The sequence below is a fragment of the bacterium genome, from assembly GCA_023150945.1.
GTDB lineage: Bacteria > Zhuqueibacterota > Zhuqueibacteria > Zhuqueibacterales > Zhuqueibacteraceae > Coneutiohabitans.
Window position 1 is genome coordinate 97,789 of sequence record JAKLJX010000010.1, and the last position, 19,579, is coordinate 117,367.

The 19,579-nt window shown below is 59.8% G+C and carries 17 protein-coding genes; 8 read left to right on the forward strand and 9 right to left on the reverse strand.

Translation table 11 applies throughout. The features are described from left to right. Nucleotides 1-15: 15 nt before the first annotated feature. Nucleotides 16-456 carry a membrane dipeptidase gene (locus L6R21_14420; GenBank protein ID MCK6560386.1) on the forward strand — a complete coding sequence of 147 codons (441 nt, stop codon included), beginning with the start codon at nucleotides 16-18 and terminating at the stop codon, nucleotides 454-456. A gap of 38 nt (nucleotides 457-494) precedes the next feature. Here the strand turns inward: L6R21_14420 and L6R21_14425 are convergent, their stop codons facing one another. The 4 genes from L6R21_14425 to L6R21_14440 form a co-directional block, all read right to left on the reverse strand. After that, entirely contained in the window at nucleotides 495-1,769 is a 1,275-nt protein-coding gene (locus L6R21_14425; protein ID MCK6560387.1) for a GWxTD domain-containing protein, read from the reverse strand. Between the two features lie 15 nt (nucleotides 1,770-1,784). Next, on the reverse strand, nucleotides 1,785-4,859 hold the full coding sequence (locus L6R21_14430; GenBank protein MCK6560388.1) for a BamA/TamA family outer membrane protein: 3,075 nt from the start codon (nucleotides 4,857-4,859) through the stop codon (nucleotides 1,785-1,787). Between the two features lie 249 nt (nucleotides 4,860-5,108). Beyond that, nucleotides 5,109-6,584, reverse strand: a complete 1,476-nt coding sequence (locus L6R21_14435) for an HU family DNA-binding protein (protein ID MCK6560389.1) — start codon at nucleotides 6,582-6,584, stop codon at nucleotides 5,109-5,111. Then, a complete protein-coding gene (locus L6R21_14440) occupies nucleotides 6,581-6,871 on the reverse strand; it encodes an HU family DNA-binding protein (protein ID MCK6560390.1) in 291 nt (96 codons plus the stop codon). The genes L6R21_14435 and L6R21_14440 overlap by 4 nt, the downstream gene beginning before the upstream one ends. Before the next feature lie 194 nt (nucleotides 6,872-7,065). Between L6R21_14440 and L6R21_14445 the strand changes: the two genes are divergently transcribed. The 5 genes from L6R21_14445 to L6R21_14465 all read left to right on the forward strand — a co-directional run bounded on the left by L6R21_14445 (nucleotide 7,066) and on the right by L6R21_14465 (nucleotide 13,341). Continuing rightward, nucleotides 7,066-8,673, forward strand: a complete 1,608-nt coding sequence (locus tag L6R21_14445) for an AMP-binding protein (GenBank protein MCK6560391.1) — start codon at nucleotides 7,066-7,068, stop codon at nucleotides 8,671-8,673. 69 nt (nucleotides 8,674-8,742) lie between these two features. Beyond that, the gene (locus L6R21_14450) at nucleotides 8,743-10,875 is read left to right on the forward strand and encodes an elongation factor G (protein ID MCK6560392.1); all 2,133 of its coding nucleotides are present in this window, start codon (nucleotides 8,743-8,745) and stop codon (nucleotides 10,873-10,875) included. Nucleotides 10,876-10,883: 8 nt separating this feature from the next. Next, nucleotides 10,884-11,384, forward strand: coding sequence for an HIT domain-containing protein (locus tag L6R21_14455; protein ID MCK6560393.1), 501 nt, complete (start codon nucleotides 10,884-10,886; stop codon nucleotides 11,382-11,384). A 102-nt stretch (nucleotides 11,385-11,486) separates the two neighbouring features. Further along, entirely contained in the window at nucleotides 11,487-12,197 is a 711-nt protein-coding gene (locus L6R21_14460; GenBank protein MCK6560394.1) for a site-2 protease family protein, read from the forward strand. A 175-nt stretch (nucleotides 12,198-12,372) separates the two neighbouring features. Continuing rightward, a complete protein-coding gene (locus L6R21_14465; protein MCK6560395.1) occupies nucleotides 12,373-13,341 on the forward strand; it encodes a 2Fe-2S iron-sulfur cluster-binding protein in 969 nt (322 codons plus the stop codon). A 1-nt stretch (nucleotide 13,342) separates the two neighbouring features. Here L6R21_14465 and L6R21_14470 read toward each other — a convergent pair whose 3' ends face one another. Both L6R21_14470 and L6R21_14475 read right to left on the reverse strand, forming a co-directional pair. Next, a complete protein-coding gene (locus L6R21_14470; protein MCK6560396.1) occupies nucleotides 13,343-13,708 on the reverse strand; it encodes a hypothetical protein in 366 nt (121 codons plus the stop codon). 28 nt (nucleotides 13,709-13,736) lie between these two features. Beyond that, nucleotides 13,737-14,009, reverse strand: a complete 273-nt coding sequence (locus L6R21_14475; protein MCK6560397.1) for a hypothetical protein — start codon at nucleotides 14,007-14,009, stop codon at nucleotides 13,737-13,739. Here L6R21_14475 and L6R21_14480 point away from each other — a divergent pair. Together L6R21_14480 and L6R21_14485 are read left to right on the forward strand one after the other, a co-directional pair. Beyond that, on the forward strand, nucleotides 13,992-14,564 hold the full coding sequence (locus L6R21_14480) for a sigma-70 family RNA polymerase sigma factor (protein ID MCK6560398.1): 573 nt from the start codon (nucleotides 13,992-13,994) through the stop codon (nucleotides 14,562-14,564). The two genes, L6R21_14475 and L6R21_14480, sit on opposite strands and share 18 nt — an antisense overlap. Before the next feature lie 17 nt (nucleotides 14,565-14,581). Continuing rightward, nucleotides 14,582-15,130: a hypothetical protein gene (locus tag L6R21_14485; protein ID MCK6560399.1), complete on the forward strand. Its 549-nt coding sequence runs from the start codon at nucleotides 14,582-14,584 to the stop codon at nucleotides 15,128-15,130. Nucleotides 15,131-15,322: 192 nt separating this feature from the next. On the opposite strand, the gene L6R21_14490 is transcribed toward L6R21_14485, so the two are convergent. The 3 genes from L6R21_14490 to L6R21_14500 form a co-directional block, all read right to left on the reverse strand. Further along, nucleotides 15,323-15,784, reverse strand: coding sequence for a dTDP-4-dehydrorhamnose 3,5-epimerase family protein (locus L6R21_14490; protein ID MCK6560400.1), 462 nt, complete (start codon nucleotides 15,782-15,784; stop codon nucleotides 15,323-15,325). Nucleotides 15,785-16,000: 216 nt separating this feature from the next. Then, nucleotides 16,001-18,130 carry a GWxTD domain-containing protein gene (locus L6R21_14495; GenBank protein MCK6560401.1) on the reverse strand — a complete coding sequence of 710 codons (2,130 nt, stop codon included), beginning with the start codon at nucleotides 18,128-18,130 and terminating at the stop codon, nucleotides 16,001-16,003. A 271-nt stretch (nucleotides 18,131-18,401) separates the two neighbouring features. Then, the gene (locus tag L6R21_14500) at nucleotides 18,402-19,301 is read right to left on the reverse strand and encodes a hypothetical protein (GenBank protein MCK6560402.1); all 900 of its coding nucleotides are present in this window, start codon (nucleotides 19,299-19,301) and stop codon (nucleotides 18,402-18,404) included. Between the last annotated feature and the right edge of the window lie 278 nt (nucleotides 19,302-19,579).

Genomic DNA, 19,579 nt, shown 5'->3' on the forward strand with positions numbered 1-19,579 from the left:
TTGCAAGGAGGGAGGTTGAAGTTCAAGCAAGCGGTCAAAGTGGGGGTTGGGACGGGCCTCGTCAGCGATGACCTCACCTTGCTGGCGCTGGCCCAGCGCTGGCCGGTTGCCACCTGGTTCAATTGGAAGGTGCGCAATCTCAGCGACGATCATCTGCGCCGCATTGCAGCAACCAGCGGCCTTATTGGTGTCGGATTTTGGGAGACGGCCTGCTGCGGCCAGGATCGGCAGCCATCGCAGCGGCCGTGCGTTACGCCGCAGACCTCGCGGGCGTTGATCACGTTGGCCTGGGTTCTGACTTCGACGGGCGCCGTGACCATGCTCTGCGATGCCAGCGGCATGGCGCAACTGACCGCCGCGCTGCTGCAGGAAGGATTCAATGCAGGAGAAATTCGCCAAGTGACGGGCGGTAACCTCAAGGAGCTGTTGCGCAACTGCCTGCCGGACAGCTCATGAATCCGCGCCGGTGATTGGCCCGCTTCAAGTGCCCTGCCTCACAAAGCCGAGCTGACCAGATTGGCGTTGGTTTGCCGAACCAGATGGAATCGGCCGTCACCCTGCTCATCGTAGAACACGAACTCGCGCGCGGGATCTTCGTAGCGCCAGATTTCAATCGTGCGGCCGTAGCGATCATACTGCCGGGCAATTTCATCCGGCTGGCCGTAGATGACGTAAACCCGCCCGCGATCGGTCGTCCAGCCCTGGCTTTTTCCCCACGGATAACGCGAGTTGACCTCTCCGACACGCCAATAAAACTCCTCTTCCAACAAATTGGCGCTGGCCTCCGGATTCGGGTTGCGTTCATGCCAGAATTGTTCCAGCAGGCGGCGCTGTTCTTCCGGCGCAGCGTTCTTGACCTTCTTCCATTGATCACCGGTCATGATCAAGCGCAGCGGCTCAATGTAGTCATCGAATGCCTTGTTGTTTGCTGCAACCGCGGGGCGGTTGGCCCAGCGCACCAACAGGCTGCGTTTGGAGACCGCCGTGCGGCTGTCGGAGGTCACCGTCATGCTGATCTCCAATGGTCCCAAGCCGAGTTGGGTCGGGGGAATGGGAAAGATGATGTTGACGGTTTCCTGGCTGGCGGTGGTATCGATGTCGGCGCGGTTGCTGTTGCCGGTTTCCTCGTGGCCGATGCGCAACGTAGCCTGCAGCCGGCCGCCGGCGCGCACGTGCCGCGCTTGCGCAAAGGCATAGATCACCTTGTTGAATCGTTGCCGAAAAGAGGGAATCACCTGCTCTTGCCGGGGGAATTCGCGGGGCGGGCTGTCGAGCAGAACTACGTCGCTCAACGTCAAGTCTTCGGAGAATAGATTGCGAATCACCACGGGCACCACCATGAAGCCGCGGCCTTTGGAGACACGGTCGGTCACCATGACTTCCAGCTTGTATTCGCCCGGCGGCGCGTCGAGAAAGTAGGCCATGCGCTGATACAGCGAGTCCGGCTGCGTGCTGTCATAGCTGTCAACGGTGACGGAGCGGGAATCATCGATGAGCTGGACCGCATGGCCGCGATCGTCACGCAGCGCCAGGGTCAGCTCGAACTGCGCGACGAAGTTGGGCGTTTTGCGCTCGAACTGCAGGCTGCGATGCGGCACATCCAAAATCGTCCACAAGCGGTTTTGCCGCGACGGGTCGATTATGTTGGCGGTCTGCACGCCGAATTTCAGCACCCCGATCGACTGTTGGCGGCCGCCCAAACGATGCGACTGGCCGCCGGCGCATCCCAGCAGAATGATAAGCGAAAGGCTGAGCCAAGTGTATTTCATGGAGTCGTGTCCTTCTTAGAAGTCGGTGCCGAGCGAGAACAGATAGCGCGGTTTGGTGTATTGCTGCAGATCGGTGTTCCAGGCGGCGTCGATGCGCAGCAAGCCGATTGGGCTGTAAAAGCGGATGCCGTAGCCGAAGCCGGCGAGGACGTCATCCAGCACGCGCTCGTCGAAGCGGTTGCGTTTGAACAGGCGGAAGCCGCTGCTCTCATCCCACGCGCTGCCGGCGTCAAAAAAGATCGCACCGCGCACCTGCTGGAAGAACAGCGGAATCGGTGCCTGCAACAGCAGGAACCGGATGAAGGGAAACCGGATTTCCGCGTTGAGGAGGGCGTAACGCGTGCCGATCTGTTCATAGTAGTTGGTGCCCCGCACCGGATAGACGAACTGGCTGAAAGTGAGATCATTGATATCATCCGTGCTCAACCCGCGGGCGAATTCACGGTTGAGCCAGTTCGGAATGCCGCCGAGAATGAAGTGCTGCGGTTGCTTGCCGAAGCTGGCGCCGCCCGAGAGCCGCCACGCCAGGCTCCATTCCCGCGACAGCGCTTTGTAGCGGCGAAAATCGGCTTGCATCGTGGCAAACTCGCGCGGAATGCTGCCGATGCCCGGGCTGACCGAGACCATCAGCGAGCTGCGCCGGTTGTCATCCGGGCCGTAATAGCCCCAGCGCGTGTTGTCGCGCGTGTACTCCAGTGAGAAAATCGCGGCCGAGCTTTTCAGCGAGGGAATATCGATGTAAGTCAAGTTGTCCTGAATCGTGTACAGATACGCCGCGGAAAAATCAATGCGGTCGAAGCGTGAGAAGGGGTAGCTCACGCCGCTGAGCAGGCTGATGAAGCGGAAGCGTTCGATGCTGCCGAACAGGTCGAAATCACCCTGCAGGTCCGAGAGGTAGAAGCTCACCTGCTGGCCGAAGGCGAAATAGACATTGGGCCGCCAGCCTTGATACATGTAGCTCAGGGCAAAATCGCTGTTGGCGATGGAGCGGTTGAGATAAGCGCCGATGCCGATTTGATGATTGCCGGTCAAGTCGGAAAGGTACATCTGCCCCAGGCCTTGCAGCCCGAAGAAGGGGTCATAGCCGGTGACGCCGCCGACATAGTCGATGCTGAAGCGCGGCTTGTAGTCGCGGACGATGAAACTGCCGTCGGACTGCAAATTATCCTTGGGTGTTTCGATTTCTCCGCGCGTGACCGTGCCGTTGGTGATGATGCCGCGGGTGAAGTCGCGATCAAAGGCAAAGCTCTGATACGGCCGGCCCTGGGTTTGCTCATTGCTCAGGCTGGCAAGCTGCGGCGCATCCAGACTGTCCGGAGGCGTGGCACGATACTTCATTGCATCGGTCAGCGTGAGCGCGGCATGCTTGCCGACGGCTTCCAGGGGATTGCGCCACAGGTAAATGTCATAACCGCCGCGATAGAACGAAGTGAAGGCGAGACGCTGCCCGCTGTTGGCGATCGAGATTTGTTGGATGCCGACCAGCATGTTGGTCAACGGCAATTCTTCGCCGGTGGAGAGCACGTGAAAATAGACGTTGGAGATGCCGTTGCGGTCGGACAGATACAGCAATGTATCGGCGCTGTGATAGAACTCCGGCGCGGTTTCCGTGCTCGGGCCGGAGGTGATCCGCTGCAGGCTGGTGCCGTCGGGCCGGATCAAGTAGATGTCGCTGTTGCGATAGTCGTGCTGCCAGATGGGGACATCGCCGTTTTCACCGGGTTCACCACGGTCGGAGGAGAAGGCCAGCCAGCGGCCGTCGGGTGACCAGGTCGGCTCAAAATCAGAAAACTCGTCGTCAGTGATCTGCGTGAGCTGCTCGGTTTCCACGTCCACGAGATAGAGATCGCAGCGCGTTTTCGTCATGCCGGTGAAGGCAATGTGTTTGCCGTCCGGCGACCAGGAGGGATTCCAAATGCCCTCGAAGCCCGGCTTGTAGGTGCGTACGATTCTTCGGCGTTGCACGTCAACCACGTGCAGCACATCCTGCCAGCCGCTTTTGGCGGCGAAAACCAAACGGTTGTTGTCGGGCGCCCAACTGATGCCGGGCCGCAACCATTTCAATTCTTCCACGCCGGATTGCTTCTGGCCGCTCACCAGCTTGCCCATGTCCTGCCCGGTGATGGCGTTGAGCAAATGAATGTCGAACAGCCCGGAGCGGTCGGTCAAGTAAGCCAGGCGCGAGCCATCGGGCGAGAGCGAGGGGCTGTTGTTGATGTAGTTGGAAGTCTTGCGGTGATCGGTCAACGCGCTGGCCAGATCGGTAGGAGTCTGCCGCCGCTCGATCTCCGGCCAGTACCATTGCTTTAGTGTCTTCTGCCACTGCTCGGAGACCACTTCGAGGTTTTCGCCGAGGGCGTTTTGGAACGCGACGTTCACGTTGCGCGTGGTGCGCAGTTCCTGCAGCAGTTCCGTCACCTTGGCGCGGCCGTAGCGGCGTTCGATCCAGTAGTAGAAGCTTTGCCCGCCTTGATAGGCCATGTACTCGAGCTGGCTGAGGGGCGGGAGATAGTCGTTGATCACCGCATCGCGAATCATGTTGTCGGCGTTGGTATCCCAATGTTGGGATTCATACTCGCCCAGCCCCTCATTGAGCCAGAGCGGCAGTTGGAAGCGCGTGATGCCGCGAATCACAGCGCCGGCGCCCGCGCCATAGAAATACTGCAACAGGACCGCATGCAGCAGCTCGTGGTGAACCACGTGCCGGAACAGCTCATTGGAGCCCTCGTAAGGCAGCACGATGCGGCCTTTGAAGAATTCCGTGAAGCCGCCGACTGACTCCGGCTGAATGCCGGGCGTGACGTTGGTTTCTTGAAAATCGTTGTGGGAATTGTAAACCAGGAAGGGAATGCGCGCGATCAGTTCGAACTGAAAAGTCCGCTGCAGCGAGACCAGCGCCGACTCCGCCACGGCACTGGTGAAGTTGGCAATCTGCTCGCCGCCCTCATAGAAGTAGATGTCGAGGTGCTCGCTCTGTATGTATTTCCAATCCTTGGTGGCATATTGCACTTTGTTTTGACCGAAACTCTGGGGCCAGGCCAGGCTGGGCAGAAGAACTGCGGCAGTCAACACACTCAAGAGTCGTTTCATTAAGAGCCTCTATGGGTAAATGTTTTTTGGCCGGATGACTATCTTACGCCGGAAGACAGACAGCGGATTCCCATTTTATCGGGACGCGCACTAAATAAGAAATTTTGCGGATAAAGCAAAGAAAAACTATTTGAGTGGAAGGCGGCCTCGGGTGAGTAATAAGGAAGCGGCGGCGAGCGGCCCGCACCGGCAACCGGGAAGGGACGACCGTTGCAGGGGCTGGTGCCTGCCGGTGATGTGCCGAATGGATCAACGCACGGCCATCCGCCCGGGTTCATGCGCATCCAAGAACGCCAGCTCATCCGCGGTAATCTGGTCGCGATGCGTTTCCAGCAAGGTGGGATCAAACTTCACCGCCGCCCACAAGGCAAATGGCGCCAGATGCTTGTCCGCAGACTTGCGGTAGTAGTTGAAAACCTGGAAATAGCCGGCAGCCAGATTGCGGCGATCCTCCGGTGTCAATTTGCGCGGGTGGCCATAAAGCTCGGGCAGAGCCAGAAGCTGCGCTGGTTCGAGGATATCGGGATTGGTGACGGTCTCAGTATTCACACGATAGATGTTGGGCCACAAGAATGGGTCGAGGTAGTAGTAGCCAGAAATATTCCACAAATTGTCGCCGGCAACCACGCGATGGCTGCCGCCCGGGAAAAACGGCGCGGGCTTGGCAGGTTCGGGCACGACGGTCATTGCCGGTGATTTGCCATTTGCCGCTGGTTCGGTGGTGGTCGAGTGCACAGCCTTTTCTTTCTCACCGAGAGGCGAGACGAAGACAGCCAAAAGGAGCAGCAGCAAAGCCGTCAGCGTCCCCAGCAGCCAGAGAAACTGCCGCGGCCGTTTGCGCGCCGGAGCTGCCTCACGAGCCGCACTGCTCGCGGTGGCATACTCGCGGGACCGCCCACGCGTATGGTTCGGTCTGGCCTCGGAGAAGTCCCATTTCATGCGTCCTGGCTCCACTTGCGCTGCCGGCAGAGTACGGTGGCGCGGGCCGGGCGCCGGTTCGCTCTGAACGAGACGCTCACGCTCTCCTGGCCGCGTGACGGGCGTGCCGACCTGCTCTTCCCAATCAGAAGACGGGGCCTGATTTGCCGAGACAGGCGCTGTCACGTCATCCCGCTCGGTCGTCGCATGGCCCGCTTCAGCGGCAAAGTCAGACTCTCGACTTTGGCTTTGCTCGGTTGCCGGCTCGTCCACCAGGCTGCCGACCAGAATCGCGCCGGCAGCCGGTTCGGCATCAATGTCTTCGGACTCGGCAAGATCAAAGCGCAGGCGCGAAGGCTGAGGCGGTGATGGCGGAACGAGATCAACCAGCAGTTGCTCGATCTGCGGGGTCAAGGGCCGCGCAGTGGTTGTGGGTTTCTGCGGTTCCGACGCTGTGGGTTGGGCGGGGAGAAGAGTCGGTTTGAGATGGGCAAGCTCTTGATTTGCCAGAAGCTCGAGCTTTTGGGCCGGTCGGAAGACCACCCGGTTTTGTCCCGGGATGATGATCGCTTCACCGGTGTTGGGATTGCGGCCCCGGCGCTCTTTGCTCCACTGCAATTCGAACGTGCCAAATTCATGAATGCGCACCAAGCCGTCCCGCGCCAAACCTTCTTCGATGAGCGCAGTAGCTTCGCGCACGAATTCACGCAAGAATTCCGGCGAAGTGTGGTCAGGCTTCAGGCGAAATCGTTTGCGCTGATACGGTCCCCGGGCGGCAAGCTTCAAATAGCGGACTTTCGCACTCATGACCGTTTGCTCCGCTTTGCCATCAACTGTTTCAGGCGCTCGGCAGGGCGGAAGAAGAGGACATCCTTTGGAGGCAGCAGCATGTGGCGTCGGGCGGCAGGATTGTAGGATTTGCGCGCAGCGCGGCGGCGGATGCCAAAACTGCCGAAGCCACGCACAATCACCGTCTCTTTGTGCGTCAAGCTCCGGGTGATGGTGTCGCACAACAGGCGCAACAGTTCGCGGGCCTCGCGCTGTGACACTTGCATCCGTTGGGAGAGAGTTTTGGTAAGCTCAGTCGTCGTCATGGGCTGGCCTCGTTGCGCTTGTAAACGCTTTTGAATATAACAAATGGCGTACCAATGTCAACCGAAAACTCCCGCAGATTTTTCGCTTGACTATTTAGGCCTTTTGTTTTATCGTCAAGCCTTGTCGAATCTTAACGACGAAAAATTCGCCCGCCTGCTGTCTTTGATCATCGCCGTGGCCCTGGTTGACACCTATGGTTGCACGCTCGCTGTTCGACTTTCTGACAATCTGCGCCAACCGCTATGCCGATCGCGACGCCTTCGTCTTCGCGGAGACGCGCTGGAGCTACAACCATTTCCACACTATGGTCAACCGGCTGGCCAGCGGCCTGGCAAAGCTCAATTTGCTGCCCGGCGACCGTATCGCCCTGATGCTGCCCAACCTGCTGCAATTTCCGGTCGCGTATTACGCGCTGCTCAAGCTCGGTTTGGTGGTGGTGCCAATCAACATCATGTTCCGCGAGCAGGAGATTCACCACGTTTTGCAGGATTCCGGCGCCAGGGGCTTCATCGCGTGGAGCGGTTTCAGCCGCTATTTGATGGCCGCCGTGCAAACGCTCGATGAGTGCCGCCATCGCATTTTCCTCCAATATCCCACCGACGCCAGCAATGCTGCCGCGCTGCCTGCCAATACGCTCGATTTCGATGTCTTGATTGCCGAGGCGCCTGCTGCGAAAGATGCGCCGAGTGTCGCCGCCGGCGATGATCCCGCGATCATTCTCTACACCGCGGGCACCACCGGTTTGCCGCGCGGCGCAGTCTTGACACACGCCGGCGTTGCCGCCTCGGTGCTCTCCTGCTGGGAAGCGTTCCGCATCGATGCCCATCACCGCTTCGCCGCGGCGTTGCCCCTCTTTCATGGCATCGGGCAGATGTTGACCATGAACGTGCCGCTGGCAGCGGGCGCCTGCTGCGTGCTCATTCCCCGCTTCGATCCGCTGCAGGTGCTGCAGACCATTGCGCACGAACGGGTATCGCATTTTGTCGCGGTGCCGGCCATGCTGCATCATCTGCTCGCAGAGATTAAAACCATTGAAGAAGGCGCCTCGACTGCCGGCGGCGAAGCGCCTGCCAGCGATACTTCGCTGGCCTCGTTGCAGGCCTTGATCGTTACCGGCATGCCGGTGGAAGACAGCCTGCGCCAGGCGCTGCTGCAGCGTTTCGGCGTTGCCATTTTCGAGGGCTATGGTTTGGCGGAGTGCAGCCCACTGGTAAGCGCCAACCGGCCGGACATCACCAACAAGCACGGCTCGGTGGGCAAGCAGCTTCCCGGCCTGGAAGTCACGATTGTCAATGAGAAGGGCGAGGAGCTGCCGCCCGGCGAGATCGGTGAAATCGTCGTGCGCGGCGCCGCCGTGATGAAAGGCTATCACAACCGCCCCGAGGAAACCGCGCGCGTGCTGAGTGAAGGCTGGCTGCACACCGGTGACATTGGCCGCACCGATGAATCCGGCTATCTGTATTTGGTGGACCGCAAAAGCGAAGTGATTCGACGCGCGGGCTTTTCCGTTTTTCCCCTGGAAGTGGAGCGCTGCCTGCTGTCGCATCCGCAGGTGGTGGAATGCGCCGTCATCGGCCTGCCGGACGGCACGCTCGGCCAGGAGGCGCGGGCGTATGTGGTGCTGCGGCGGCCGCACGCCGCCACCGCGGAGGAACTGATCAAATTCTGCCGGTCGCAACTGCCGGCCTACAAATGCCCGCGCACCATCGAATTCTGTGCCGAGTTGCCGCACGGGCCCACCGGCAAGATTCTCAAACGCTTGCTGCGGGAGCGCGTCGCACCGGCGCAAAATCGAAATTGAGAAATCTCCCTGCACTGCGATGACAAGCGCAATGACGCAAACCTTGATCCCCTTTTATGGAGGAGTGCCGTGAAGGAATTTACCACTGATCGTATTCGCAATATCGGGCTGGTTGCCCATGCCACTGCCGGAAAGACTTCGTTGGCGGAAGCCATGGTTTTCGTTTCCGGCGGCATTTCGCGCATGGGCTCGGTTGATGAAGGTTCCACCTTGTCTGACTATCATGCCGATGAAATCAACCGCAAAAACTCGATCATCACTTCGCTGCTCCACTGCTTGTGGAAGGAGCACAAGATCAACGTGATCGACATGCCGGGCTATCCGGATTTCATCGGCGAAGTGCGCGGCGGCTTGCGCGCGGCTGATCTCGCGGTGCTCGTGCTCAATGCCCAGGCGGGGGTCGAACTGGGTGCCGAAACCGCCTGGCAAATTGCGGACGAATACGGCCTGCCGCGCATGTTCGTGGTGAACCGGCTCGATAAAGAGAACACCGATTTTGACAAGGTCGTTGCCGGCGTGCGGGAGGCTTTCGGCAACAGCGCCTTTCCAGTGGTGCTGCCGGTGAATGCCCGGGATTACGTCGATATTCTGCAAATGAAATTGATCTCCTACAGCGAAGCGGGCAAAACCAGCGTGAAAGAAGTGCCGGCCAACCTGCAGGACATGGCACAAACGCTGCGCATGCAATTGATGGAGCAAGCCGCCGAAGCCGACGACAAGCTGCTCGAAAAGTTCTTCGAAGCCGGTGCGCTTTCGCTCGAGGAGGTGAAACAGGGGTTGCGCGCCGGCATCGCGGCCCGCAAGCTCTTTCCCATCTGGGCAACGGTGGCCACGCAGGCCGCCGGCATTGCCGGGTTGCTCGATTTCATCGTCGAATACGGCCCGGCGCCGGACTACTGCCGCGAAGTGGAAGGCACCGTGGAGAACAACAGCCAAAAACAGAAACGCGCCATCTCCGACGACGCCCCGCTGGCCGCGCTCGTGTTCAAAACGGTTTCCGAAGCGCATCTCGGCGAGCTGTCTTTCTTCAAGGTCTACTCCGGAAAGATGCACCCCAACTCCGAAGTCTACAACGCCCGCCAGAAGCAGACTGAAAAGATCGGCCAAATTTACTGCATGAACGGCCGTAACCGTTCGGAAGTGGCGCACTTGCATGCCGGTGACATCGCCGCGGTGGTGAAACTGCGCTACACCCACACCAGTCACACTCTGTGCGACAGCCGCCAGCCGATTTCGCTGCCGCCCATTGTCTTCCCCAGTCCGCTCATGACGATCGCCATCGAGCCCAAATCCAAAGGCGATGAGGACAAGATGTCTTCCGGTTTGCATGCGCTGGAACATGAAGACCCCGCTTTCAGCATGCGCGTCGATCCCGAGCTGCATCAGGTGTTGTTGATGGGGCAGAGCGAGCTGCATCTTGGCATGATCGTCAAACGCTTGAAGGAAAAGTATGGCGTGGAGGTCAACATCGTCGAGGCCAAGATTCCGTACCGTGAGACTATTCGGGGAACAGCCAAGGAATTCTACCGCCACAAGAAACAGACCGGCGGCGCGGGACAATTCGGCGAAGTGCACTTCTACATGGAAGCCCACCGGGAAGGCGCGCCCATGCCGGATGAATACAACGTGCGCGACGTCGACCTCAATGACTTGCCCTGGGGCGGCAAGTTGGAGTTTGTCAACGCCATCGTCGGCGGCGTGATTGATGCCCGCTTCGTGCCCGCGGTGAAGAAAGGCATTCTCGAAATCATGACCTCCGGCGTGGTGGCCGGCTATCCGGTGACCAATGTGCGCGTCATCTTGCATGACGGCAAGATGCATCCGGTCGATTCCAACGAAAATGCCTTCAAGACTGCCGGCCGCATGTGCTTCAAGGAATGCTTCCAAAAAGCCAGGCCCATCATTCTCGAGCCGATCCTGGAAGTGGAGGTCACGGTACCGGATGAATACATGGGCGATGTCATGGGTGATTTCTCCGGCAGCCGCGGCAAGATCCTGGGCATGGAAGGAAGGGGCAAGAACCAAGTGATTCGCGCGCTGGTGCCGCAGAAGGAGATGGCCAAATACTCCAACAAGCTCCGTTCGATGACGCAGGGCCGCGGCATCTACAGCCAGAAATTCGCCCACTATGAAGAAGTGCCGCGTGAGCAAGCGGAGAAATTGATGAAGGAATACGAGGAAGCGCGCGCACAAGGGAGTTGATCCGGCAAATGGCAGACGCGACCGCATCGCAAATCCTGTGGGCGCCCTGGCGCATCGAATACATTCTCAGCCCAAAAGATTCAGGCTGCATTTTTTGCGAGAAACCCAGGCAGTCCGATGATCGCGATAACTTCATCGTGCAGCGCGGTGAACGCGCCTTCGTGATCATGAACAAGTTTCCCTACAATAACGGCCACCTCATGGTGGTGCCCTATCGCCATGAGTCGGCGTTCGACCGTCTGACTGCCGAGGAACTGGCGGAAATGTCGGTTCTGCTGCAGCAGTCCACCAAAGTTTTGCAGCGTTTGATGCGGCCGCAAGGCTTCAATATCGGCATGAATGTCGGTGCGGTGGCCGGCGCCGGCATCGATGCGCATCTGCATTTTCACCTTGTCCCGCGCTGGGGCGGTGACACCAACTTCATGCCGGTGGTCGGCCACACCAAAGTCATCTCGGAAGGCTTGTGGGAAACATGGGCGAATCTGCGGGAGGCGTTTGCCACGTCTTGAACAGCTGCCGGCATTGACCGCAGGGCACCTGCGGCCCGCGGTTCGCCGCAGCCTCATTCGAAAACTTTCAGGTTCACTTTTCCAACGCGCGGGACAACGCCGATGCTGGAGGATTATCTGGCCCTCGGGCCGATCTGGTATGTGATTTTTCTGCTGTCGCTCACTTGCCATGAAGCGGCGCACGCGCTGGCTGCCAAGCTCGGCGGTGATCTCACTGCCTTCGCCGGTGGACAAGTCACGCTCGATCCCATTCCGCACATGCGCCGGGAGCCGATCGGCACGATCGTGGTTCCGATTGTTTCATTTTTGTTGAATGAGGGCCGCTGGATGATGGGCTGGGCGAGCGCGCCCTATGATCCCCTGTGGCAATTGCGCCATCCCAAACGCGCCGCCTGGATGGCGCTTGCCGGGCCGCTCGCGAATTTTGCGCTGGTCCTGATCGCGGCACTCGCCATCCGGGTAGGCATTCTTGCCGGCTTTTTCGAAATACCCTCCTCGCTGAGCTTCACCCGCATGGTGGGCGCCACCGGCGGCGGTGTGGCCGAGGTGCTTGCCACCGTGGTCAGCATTCTGTTCTGTCTGAATCTTCTGCTCATGGCCTTCAATTTGATGCCGGTGCCGCCGCTCGACGGCATCACAGTTTTGGGACTGTTCATGAGCGTACCGCTGGCGCGGCGCGTGGCGGAATGGAGCCGCAGCCCGCTGGCGTTTGCCGGTTTGATCGTGGCCTGGAAGATGTTCGACTACGTCTTCCCGCCCATCTTTCGGCTTGCCATTGGCATTCTGTATCCTGAAGTGCGTTATGGGTGGTAGTTTTGCCACTCTGCATGAACCCGCCGCGGCATTTCCCGCCAACTGACCTTTCGCAATTCCCCTCCGAATCGTGCTTGCCCATTTTGACCGCCTTGTCAGTATATACTTGCATGTGAATTCGCCCGGTCAACGTCCGTGATGTGCCGAGTCGATTGCCAAGCACAGGAGCCTTCCCATGGCCACAAGCATTATCTTCAACAAGCTGGGCCGGTTTGAAGTTGAACCCGGAACCACCATTCTGCAGGCGGCACAGCGTTATGGGCTGTTTCATGCACACGATTGTGGAGGGCAGGCGCAATGCACCACTTGCCGGGTGGCGGTGCTCGCCGGCGAAAACAATTGCTCGCCGATGGCGGAAGCCGAGCGCGGAATGCTTCAGAGCAGACACTTCGCGGCGCCGATTCGGCTGGCCTGCCAGACCAAGATTCACGGCCCGGTACGGGTGCAGATTCTTTTGCGCGATGAAATCGATGCTGAATTGGCGCGCGCTTCGGAGGCCGCGCCACTGTTGCCGGCTGCCAGGCAGCAAGCCGTGGCCGTGTTGAGCGCAAGCCTGCAGGGCTTCGATCAGTTCGCAACCCAAGTCTCGGCTTACGACGCCATGCAAGCCTTGAATCGCTTCTACTTTTTCACGCGCACGGTGGTGCAACAGGGGGGAGGTTCGATTACTGCCTTTGGCGGCGGCCGGATGACGGCCATATTTGGGATGAGCGGGAAGATTCGCGCGGCAGTGCTCAACGCCGTGAATGCCGGCCGCGAAATGGCGAATATCGGGCTCGAGCTGAATGATTATCTCAGCCGGCACTTCGAAACCGAATTGCCGTTCAGCGCCGGCGTGCATGCCGGCCTCGCGACCATCGGCATGCTTGCTTTTGAGGGTGAACGGCTGCCCGTGGCCTTGGGGCGCACGCTCACCTCCGCCCGGGAACTGCGCGACCTCGCTCGCGCTGCCGGCGCCGCTTTGTTGATTTCACAGCCCGCGTTTGCAGCAGTCCGCGAGCAAGTGCCGGTATGCCGCGCATTCCAGGCGCGCGGCGCAACCAGCGTGGAGCTCGAGTTGGTGTTTGAAGTGCCCGCAGCGCACAACGGCCACGGGCACCACAATGAGGCAGACTTGGGCGCAGCGGCAGCCGCGCCGGCCTGAGCTATTCCGCGCTGCGCCTGAGGCTGAGATCGTTTTCTTTTTCACTGCCACTTGCACCCGCCTTGCGGCTCATCAGCGTGTGAATGATGAGCGCCGCCCCCACGAAAATCGATCCCATCGCAAACGTGTCTTCATTGCCCCAACTGCGAAACATTTCCTCGAAGACCTGGGAGATGAAGATCGCGAGACCCAACGCGATCGCAATCAAACCGAATCGCATCGAGTTGCTCACGCTGGAAGTGATGGGCGGCAACTCGGTGGTGGCCATGCCCTTCTCGATCAGCTTCATGCGCTGGCGATGATGCAGATACTGCACGAAGACATAGGCGACCATCGCAAATGCGCCCAGGGGAATAAGTTCTGCCATTTTGGGTCTCCATTGGTTGAATTCCGCTTCATTCTTTCGCCGCGTCCGGCACGGTCTTGCCGAGCGGCCAACAATTCAGTGGCGAAACCGGCGAAATTGATTTATCTTTGGCGGCGTTGGCGAAAGACCGCCCAACCTTCCTGGTATTGTTTTCGACCGGTTTTGACCGGAACCGCCGCGAAAATGTTTCAGCCGGCAGCAGGAAAAAAGTGCCGCGACCGCAGTGAAACCTTTTCTCGAACCACCCGGTCAAAAGCAGGGAAACGAAAAAACAAGGCAAGGCATGATCGAGCCGGATCACGAGTTGGTCGCACGCGTGCGCGCCGGCCAGCGCGAGGCATTTGCGCATTTGATCACACGCTATCAGGCGCGCATCTTCCACACCACTTTTCGCATGCTGAAAAACCGCGAAGACGCGGAAGAAGCGGCACAAGACACGTTTGTGCGCGCCTATCGCGGCCTGGCCAAGTTCCGCGAGGATGCCACCTTCTCGACCTGGCTCTACCGCATTTGCTACAACGTCTGCCTGAATTATCTCGAGAAGAAACGCACGGCCCGGCCGCGGCCGGCTGCCGTTGCACTCGAACATTTGCCGGCGGCCGAAGCGCCCGATCATGACTTCGCGCAGCGTGAGCGCGCGGCGTTGGTCGAGCAGGTGATGACAAATATGCCCGACCATTTTCGCAACGTGTTGATTCTCTACCATACCCAGCAGCTTCCCTATCAGGAGATTGCCGAAATTCTCGGGTTGCCGCTCAACACGGTGAAGACGCATTTGTTTCGCGCCCGCGCCATGCTGCGCCGCCGCATGCTGCAAGCCATGCCGCAAGAGGAAATTCTGTCTGAAGTGATGTAAAAAGGTGAGAAGGTAAGATGAGGACCAGCGATTGCCAGGCGTTCCGCCGTTTTCTCGATGAAAGCGCTGAGCATCAGGCTCTGCCCGCCGTTCTGCTCGCGCATGTCGACCTTTGCGCCGCCTGCCGGCGTGAGTGGGCAGCACACCGTGAGATGATGGCAGCGTTGCAACCCGGGCCGGTTCCCGAGTTGCCGCCGGATTTCGCCGCCCGCGTAATGACGCGGTTGCCGCAAGCCCCGCCGCCTGCTTCCCGCGTGGATACGGAAACGATGCTGTTGATCGTCATGCTGCTGGCCGGCCTCCTCACTGCCTGGATTTCACTGCCGCCGTCCTTCAAAGCCGTGCTGGCCTATGAGCGGATTGCGCCTTATCTCGATCCCGCCCGCGCGTGGCTCAGCCGGATGCTTGCCGGCGTTGTCGCCGCTTGCAACAAGGCTTTGCCGGAATCTCTCGGCGAACAGTTTTTCGCGCAGAGTTGGAAGCTGGTGTTCATCTCGCTGGTCACGCTGCTGGTGGCGAAGATTGCCTTGCTGTTCGAACACCGGCTGAGACGGCCGCTGCGTTGAAGTGCAGCCTCCTTCCTGGCCGCAGAGAAAGCCGCACGGCGGCAAGCCAGCAACCTGGCATTGCCTCTGCAACCCGCGCGCGCTGGAAACAAAAATGCCGCGCCGCGTGGCGAACACCACCTGCGGCACGGCCATTCGAATTGATCAGGCGCCAGGGCAAGATTGCCGGCGCCTTTTCCTTTTCACTGCCGGTTATTTGATCTCGGGCCCGGCCGTCCAATCATAACCGATGGTCGGATCATCGTGATTGATGCGGCCCTCATCATCGGGGTTGTAAACGTTGGAGGTCACGTAAAACAGATGCGTGACGCCGCCTCCCAGTACTTTACAACCGTGCGCCACGCCCGCGGGAATCTTTACGACCTTGGCGGGATAGTTCTCTCCCATGAAAATCGTTTGCAGCTCGCCATGCGTCGGCGAATCAGCGCGCTTGTCATACATCACCAGCTTCAAATTCCCCACCGGCACGTACCACCAATCGATCTGCTTGCGGTGAATGTGCCACGCCTTGGCCACGCCCGGATACATGGCGGAGTGGCTGAGTTGTCCGAACCCTTCCGGGAAAAAACCGTCTGTCCGCCGGATGATCTCTCGAAAAAAGCCGCGTTCATCGGGATAGGTCGTGAGTTCTTTGATGACAACGTCTGCAATCATGTCTGCTTCCTGTGCTCGTGGAGGGAATGGTGCAACGCGACAGACAACCGCGGCCGGTGCCGGCCCGAACCCAACTTCTGCCCGCTTGGGTAGCGCAATCGGTTTTGCCTGCCCCGGCATCTGCGCTGACGATGAACCGTTGGCAGGCGCCTTGTGGCTCACAAGGCGACGGCGAATGTAGAGATTCGGCGGGGTGAAGTCAACTTCTTTTTGGGTTCAGAGAATCTCGAAAGTGACGGCACGCGTCGCGCGCTGGTTGCGCTGCAGGTCAATTACCGTGAGCGTGAGACGGTATTTACCAGCTTGGGCTTCCAGCACTTGAATGCTGTGATGCAAATTCTCCTGGCTGCTCGTGCCTTGTGATTCGAACGCCGAGGTGACGGCCACCGGCTGCTTGCCCAGGCCCAACAGCCGGCCGAGCGAACGCACTGCGCTCGCAACCGGCGAGCGTTCCGGGTCGTCGCGTTCCACCGTGGTTTCGATGCGGAAGCTGGTTGCGCCGGTCTCATCCTGGCCGAGATTGTAGATTTCGTAGTAGATGTAAATCGGCGCCTGCGCCCGAAACCGGCGTGCCAGCGAGGGCAGAATGCCGAGTTCACCCTTGTTGTACATCAGCAGCTCATCGCTCGCCGGTTCCACTGCCTCCGCCAGCAGAATCTGGCTCACCGCCAGCCGGCTGCCGGAGAAATCTTCGATGGCAATCTCATCCCGCACCACACCCGAGTGGCGCGAAGCCAGATCCAGCGTTTCCAGGGAGAAGTTATAGGTGCCCGGTGGCGCAGCGAGTGTCCAGCGCTCGATCAGGACTTCCTGTCCCTTCGGCGTGCCGGCAGCGGCAGTGAGAACTTTGCGATCCTGCCGCCAACTATGTTGCGGCAACCAATCCGGCGAGCACAGGAAAAAGCCGCGCGCGAGTTGATATTGCCGCTGATCCTGCTTGATCGCGGCAGGCTCCAAATCAGTACTGAACAAACCGTAGTAGATTTCCAGCAGCGTGCTGTCGGGCTGGCCGGGGGCGCGAAACTGGGCAATGACGTGCGGCAGCGTCAGCGGCTGGCCGCCATGCGGGAAGTCAAAGCGTTCCGCTTCGCGCTCGACTTGGCGCTCGAACAAAACCTTGCCGTCGCCCTCCGGATCCAAATTCCATGCAAAAGAATAATTGCCGTTGAGAAAGCGATCGTCAAAGATCATGTGAAAGTCGCCGTAGTCCCACACTTCTTTGGAGGCGTTGAGCGTGACGTGGCCGGTGGGTGTGGTGCCGAGATCTGCGCGGGTCCGCAGCCGCTGGCGCGGGAATCCGAAGCGAACCAAAACGCGGCCGCGATCGGTTTGCCAGCCGGCAACGCCTTTCTCCGGAACGCCGTAGCGCAGGCCGGCATAAGCGATGCGGCTGAAATGCTCCAACAAGCGTTCGTTGGCGGAGGTGAGAAAAAGCGGGTCGCGCGCCTGCCAGAAATGCTGTTCCTGTCGCCGCCGGCTGAGTGTGTCCAAGCTCGAATAGGATTCCAGCGCCGCCGGGGAGAGCACGGGCGCCAGCGAGGAGAAGAAGGCCCGGTGCTCCGGCGGCAACAGCGCGAAGGCGGCCGCATAAGCCGCGGCTGCTGCTTCCGGATCGTGGCGGCGGGTGTGCGCCAGCCCCAGCCATAGGTGCAAATCGGCAAGCGCGGGATTGGCGCCGGCTGTGCAATTGCCCACGCCGAGGCCGGCCTGCAACACCGCAGCCATTTCATCATACTGCTCGACTTCAAAGAACAGCGCCGCCAGCCGTTGGCGCGCCGGCAGCATGCCGGGATCCAGCGCCAGCGCCGTTTCCAGCAAGCGCTTGGCTTCCTCGAAATCCTTCTGCGCAAACTCTTGAAACGAGATCGTGGCATTCTCGTGCAGACTCACCATCTCGCGGTAATGCAGCATGTCTTTCTCTTCGTACAGCGCGAGATGGTAATAGGGGCGGGGATCAGCGGGATCGGTTTTCATCATCTGCTTGAACTGGCTGCGGGCCTCGCCGTCAAAGCCGCGCTCGATCTGCAGCAACGCCAACTGGTAGCGATACTCCTGGTTGCGCGGTTGCAGCGCGATCGCGCGCAGGAATGCCTCGACCGCGGCGCTGCGGCTGCGAATGGTATTCTCCTGCTGCCGCGCCAGTCCGAGCTGATAGTAGGCCTCGGCGAACTTGGAATCGAGACGCGTGACTTTTTCCAGGCGGCTGACCAACTCAGGCAACGCCAAGCCCGGCCTTTCTGCAAGCGTTTGCTGCAGAAGCTGCTGTGCCCGCTCACGCTTGGTGAGCTGGGCCTTGCCATCCGCCAGCGGCAGCAGCACAAGCAGGATTGTGATCAGAAGAGACATCAGCACGATGAATGAAAACGCCGTTTGCGTTACGCTCCGCCCGGGAAAATCGCTCCCGCCATTCGCTGCTTGCGGGGGCCACTTTCAACGCTGGGCACGAGAAGGCCACCAGCTCGTTTGGCAGAACGGCAGGGCGGAGGCAGGTAAAAAACCAGACGCCCTCAGCGGCCAAACGTTGCAGCACCTGCCGGTTCTTGCTTCTGGCGCAGTGCCGGTTGAGATTGCAGCATCCCGGCTGCGCTAACGCGAAGCCAATGCTTTCGCCCGAATTTCAACGATCGATGATGACCATTGCGCTGGGGAAACTGCTCGCCGCCACATTTTGCATCGGCGCTGCGGTCTGCGGCCCCGCCGAGTTCGGCTCGATCCTTTCATCCTTCAGAATGACGAGATAAAACGGCTGGCGTGAGTTATCTGGCACGGGTTCCAGTGTCACCAGCACCGCCAAACTGCCGTTGTCCAACGGTGGCGGCAACGGTATGCCGAGTGCTTCCCGCACAAAATCCTGGCCTGGAAATGGCAAGCCGGTACCGCCGCCGGCAGTCAAACCGGCACCATCCGCGTCTGCGCCGATGGCGGTCAAGAACGTGCCGGTGGAATAGTATTGCGGCTGCGCGCCGGATTGATCGACCAGCCAGCCTTCATAGTTCCAACCCGAGGTGTCGGTCAGAGCGGGCAGATTGCTCAAACCGGCGGTTTCATTCGGCCTCATCCACCACAGGCCGCGGTTGAAATCGAGCGTGTCAGGCGTCGAGGGCGTCTGCAGGAGGTAGCTGCCGCTGCTGCCGGTAAAATCGAAACCCACGGCATCCTTGCTGTCAGCTCGCAGTGTCGCGGTTGCCCGTCGATCGTTGCCGGTGAATTCACCGCCGAGCAGGCGCGAGCTGGGTCGATTGTCAGTGTCGCTCTCGCGTTCGACCGAGAGCACGGCATCGACCGCGAGATTGATGTCGATTTCCACGCCGGGCTTGGGCGCGAAGACCATCGCCTTGCCGTTCAAGTCCATCAGTTGGCCGTTGCCAGTGGCATTGAACTTGCCGAAACTCACGTAGGCTTCATCGCCATGAACCGGCTTCTGCAGGCGCAGCTCGTCTTGGGGAAAACTGATCCACAGCTCGTAGTGGCCCTCGCCGGCAGCCAGCGGCGGGAGGGTGGCGGCGCTCAATGTCACGTTGAACGTTCCACTCTCGGTCGGGTTATCATTACAGTTCCATAAGAAAGCCGCGGCAGCGAGCGCGGCGCACAAAGCGTGACGACATCTTTTGCTGGGCATCATTGTCTGGTAAACTTCAACGGAGCGAATTTACCTGGGCACGCGACCAACGCCTGGTAGCACCGAGTCTGCGCCTCGAATTGTGGTGGCAGTATAAGCAATTCCCAAAAGAATTCAACCACCTTTTTGACGACTTTCAAAACAAAGAAGCCTGAGCCTCATGTCGTGAAACATGA

Coding starts and splice junctions, on each gene's coding strand:
- L6R21_14425 (MCK6560387.1), bottom strand. CDS start 1,769: ATGAAATACACTTGGCTCAGCCTTTCGCTTATCATTCTGCTGGGATGC.
- L6R21_14430 (MCK6560388.1), bottom strand. CDS start 4,859: ATGAAACGACTCTTGAGTGTGTTGACTGCCGCAGTTCTTCTGCCCAGC.
- L6R21_14435 (MCK6560389.1), bottom strand. CDS start 6,584: ATGAGTGCGAAAGTCCGCTATTTGAAGCTTGCCGCCCGGGGACCGTAT.
- L6R21_14440 (MCK6560390.1), bottom strand. CDS start 6,871: ATGACGACGACTGAGCTTACCAAAACTCTCTCCCAACGGATGCAAGTG.
- L6R21_14445 (MCK6560391.1), top strand. CDS start 7,066: ATGGTTGCACGCTCGCTGTTCGACTTTCTGACAATCTGCGCCAACCGC.
- L6R21_14455 (MCK6560393.1), top strand. CDS start 10,884: ATGGCAGACGCGACCGCATCGCAAATCCTGTGGGCGCCCTGGCGCATC.
- L6R21_14460 (MCK6560394.1), top strand. CDS start 11,487: ATGCTGGAGGATTATCTGGCCCTCGGGCCGATCTGGTATGTGATTTTT.
- L6R21_14465 (MCK6560395.1), top strand. CDS start 12,373: ATGGCCACAAGCATTATCTTCAACAAGCTGGGCCGGTTTGAAGTTGAA.
- L6R21_14470 (MCK6560396.1), bottom strand. CDS start 13,708: ATGGCAGAACTTATTCCCCTGGGCGCATTTGCGATGGTCGCCTATGTC.
- L6R21_14480 (MCK6560398.1), top strand. CDS start 13,992: ATGATCGAGCCGGATCACGAGTTGGTCGCACGCGTGCGCGCCGGCCAG.
- L6R21_14485 (MCK6560399.1), top strand. CDS start 14,582: ATGAGGACCAGCGATTGCCAGGCGTTCCGCCGTTTTCTCGATGAAAGC.
- L6R21_14490 (MCK6560400.1), bottom strand. CDS start 15,784: ATGATTGCAGACGTTGTCATCAAAGAACTCACGACCTATCCCGATGAA.
- L6R21_14495 (MCK6560401.1), bottom strand. CDS start 18,130: ATGTCTCTTCTGATCACAATCCTGCTTGTGCTGCTGCCGCTGGCGGAT.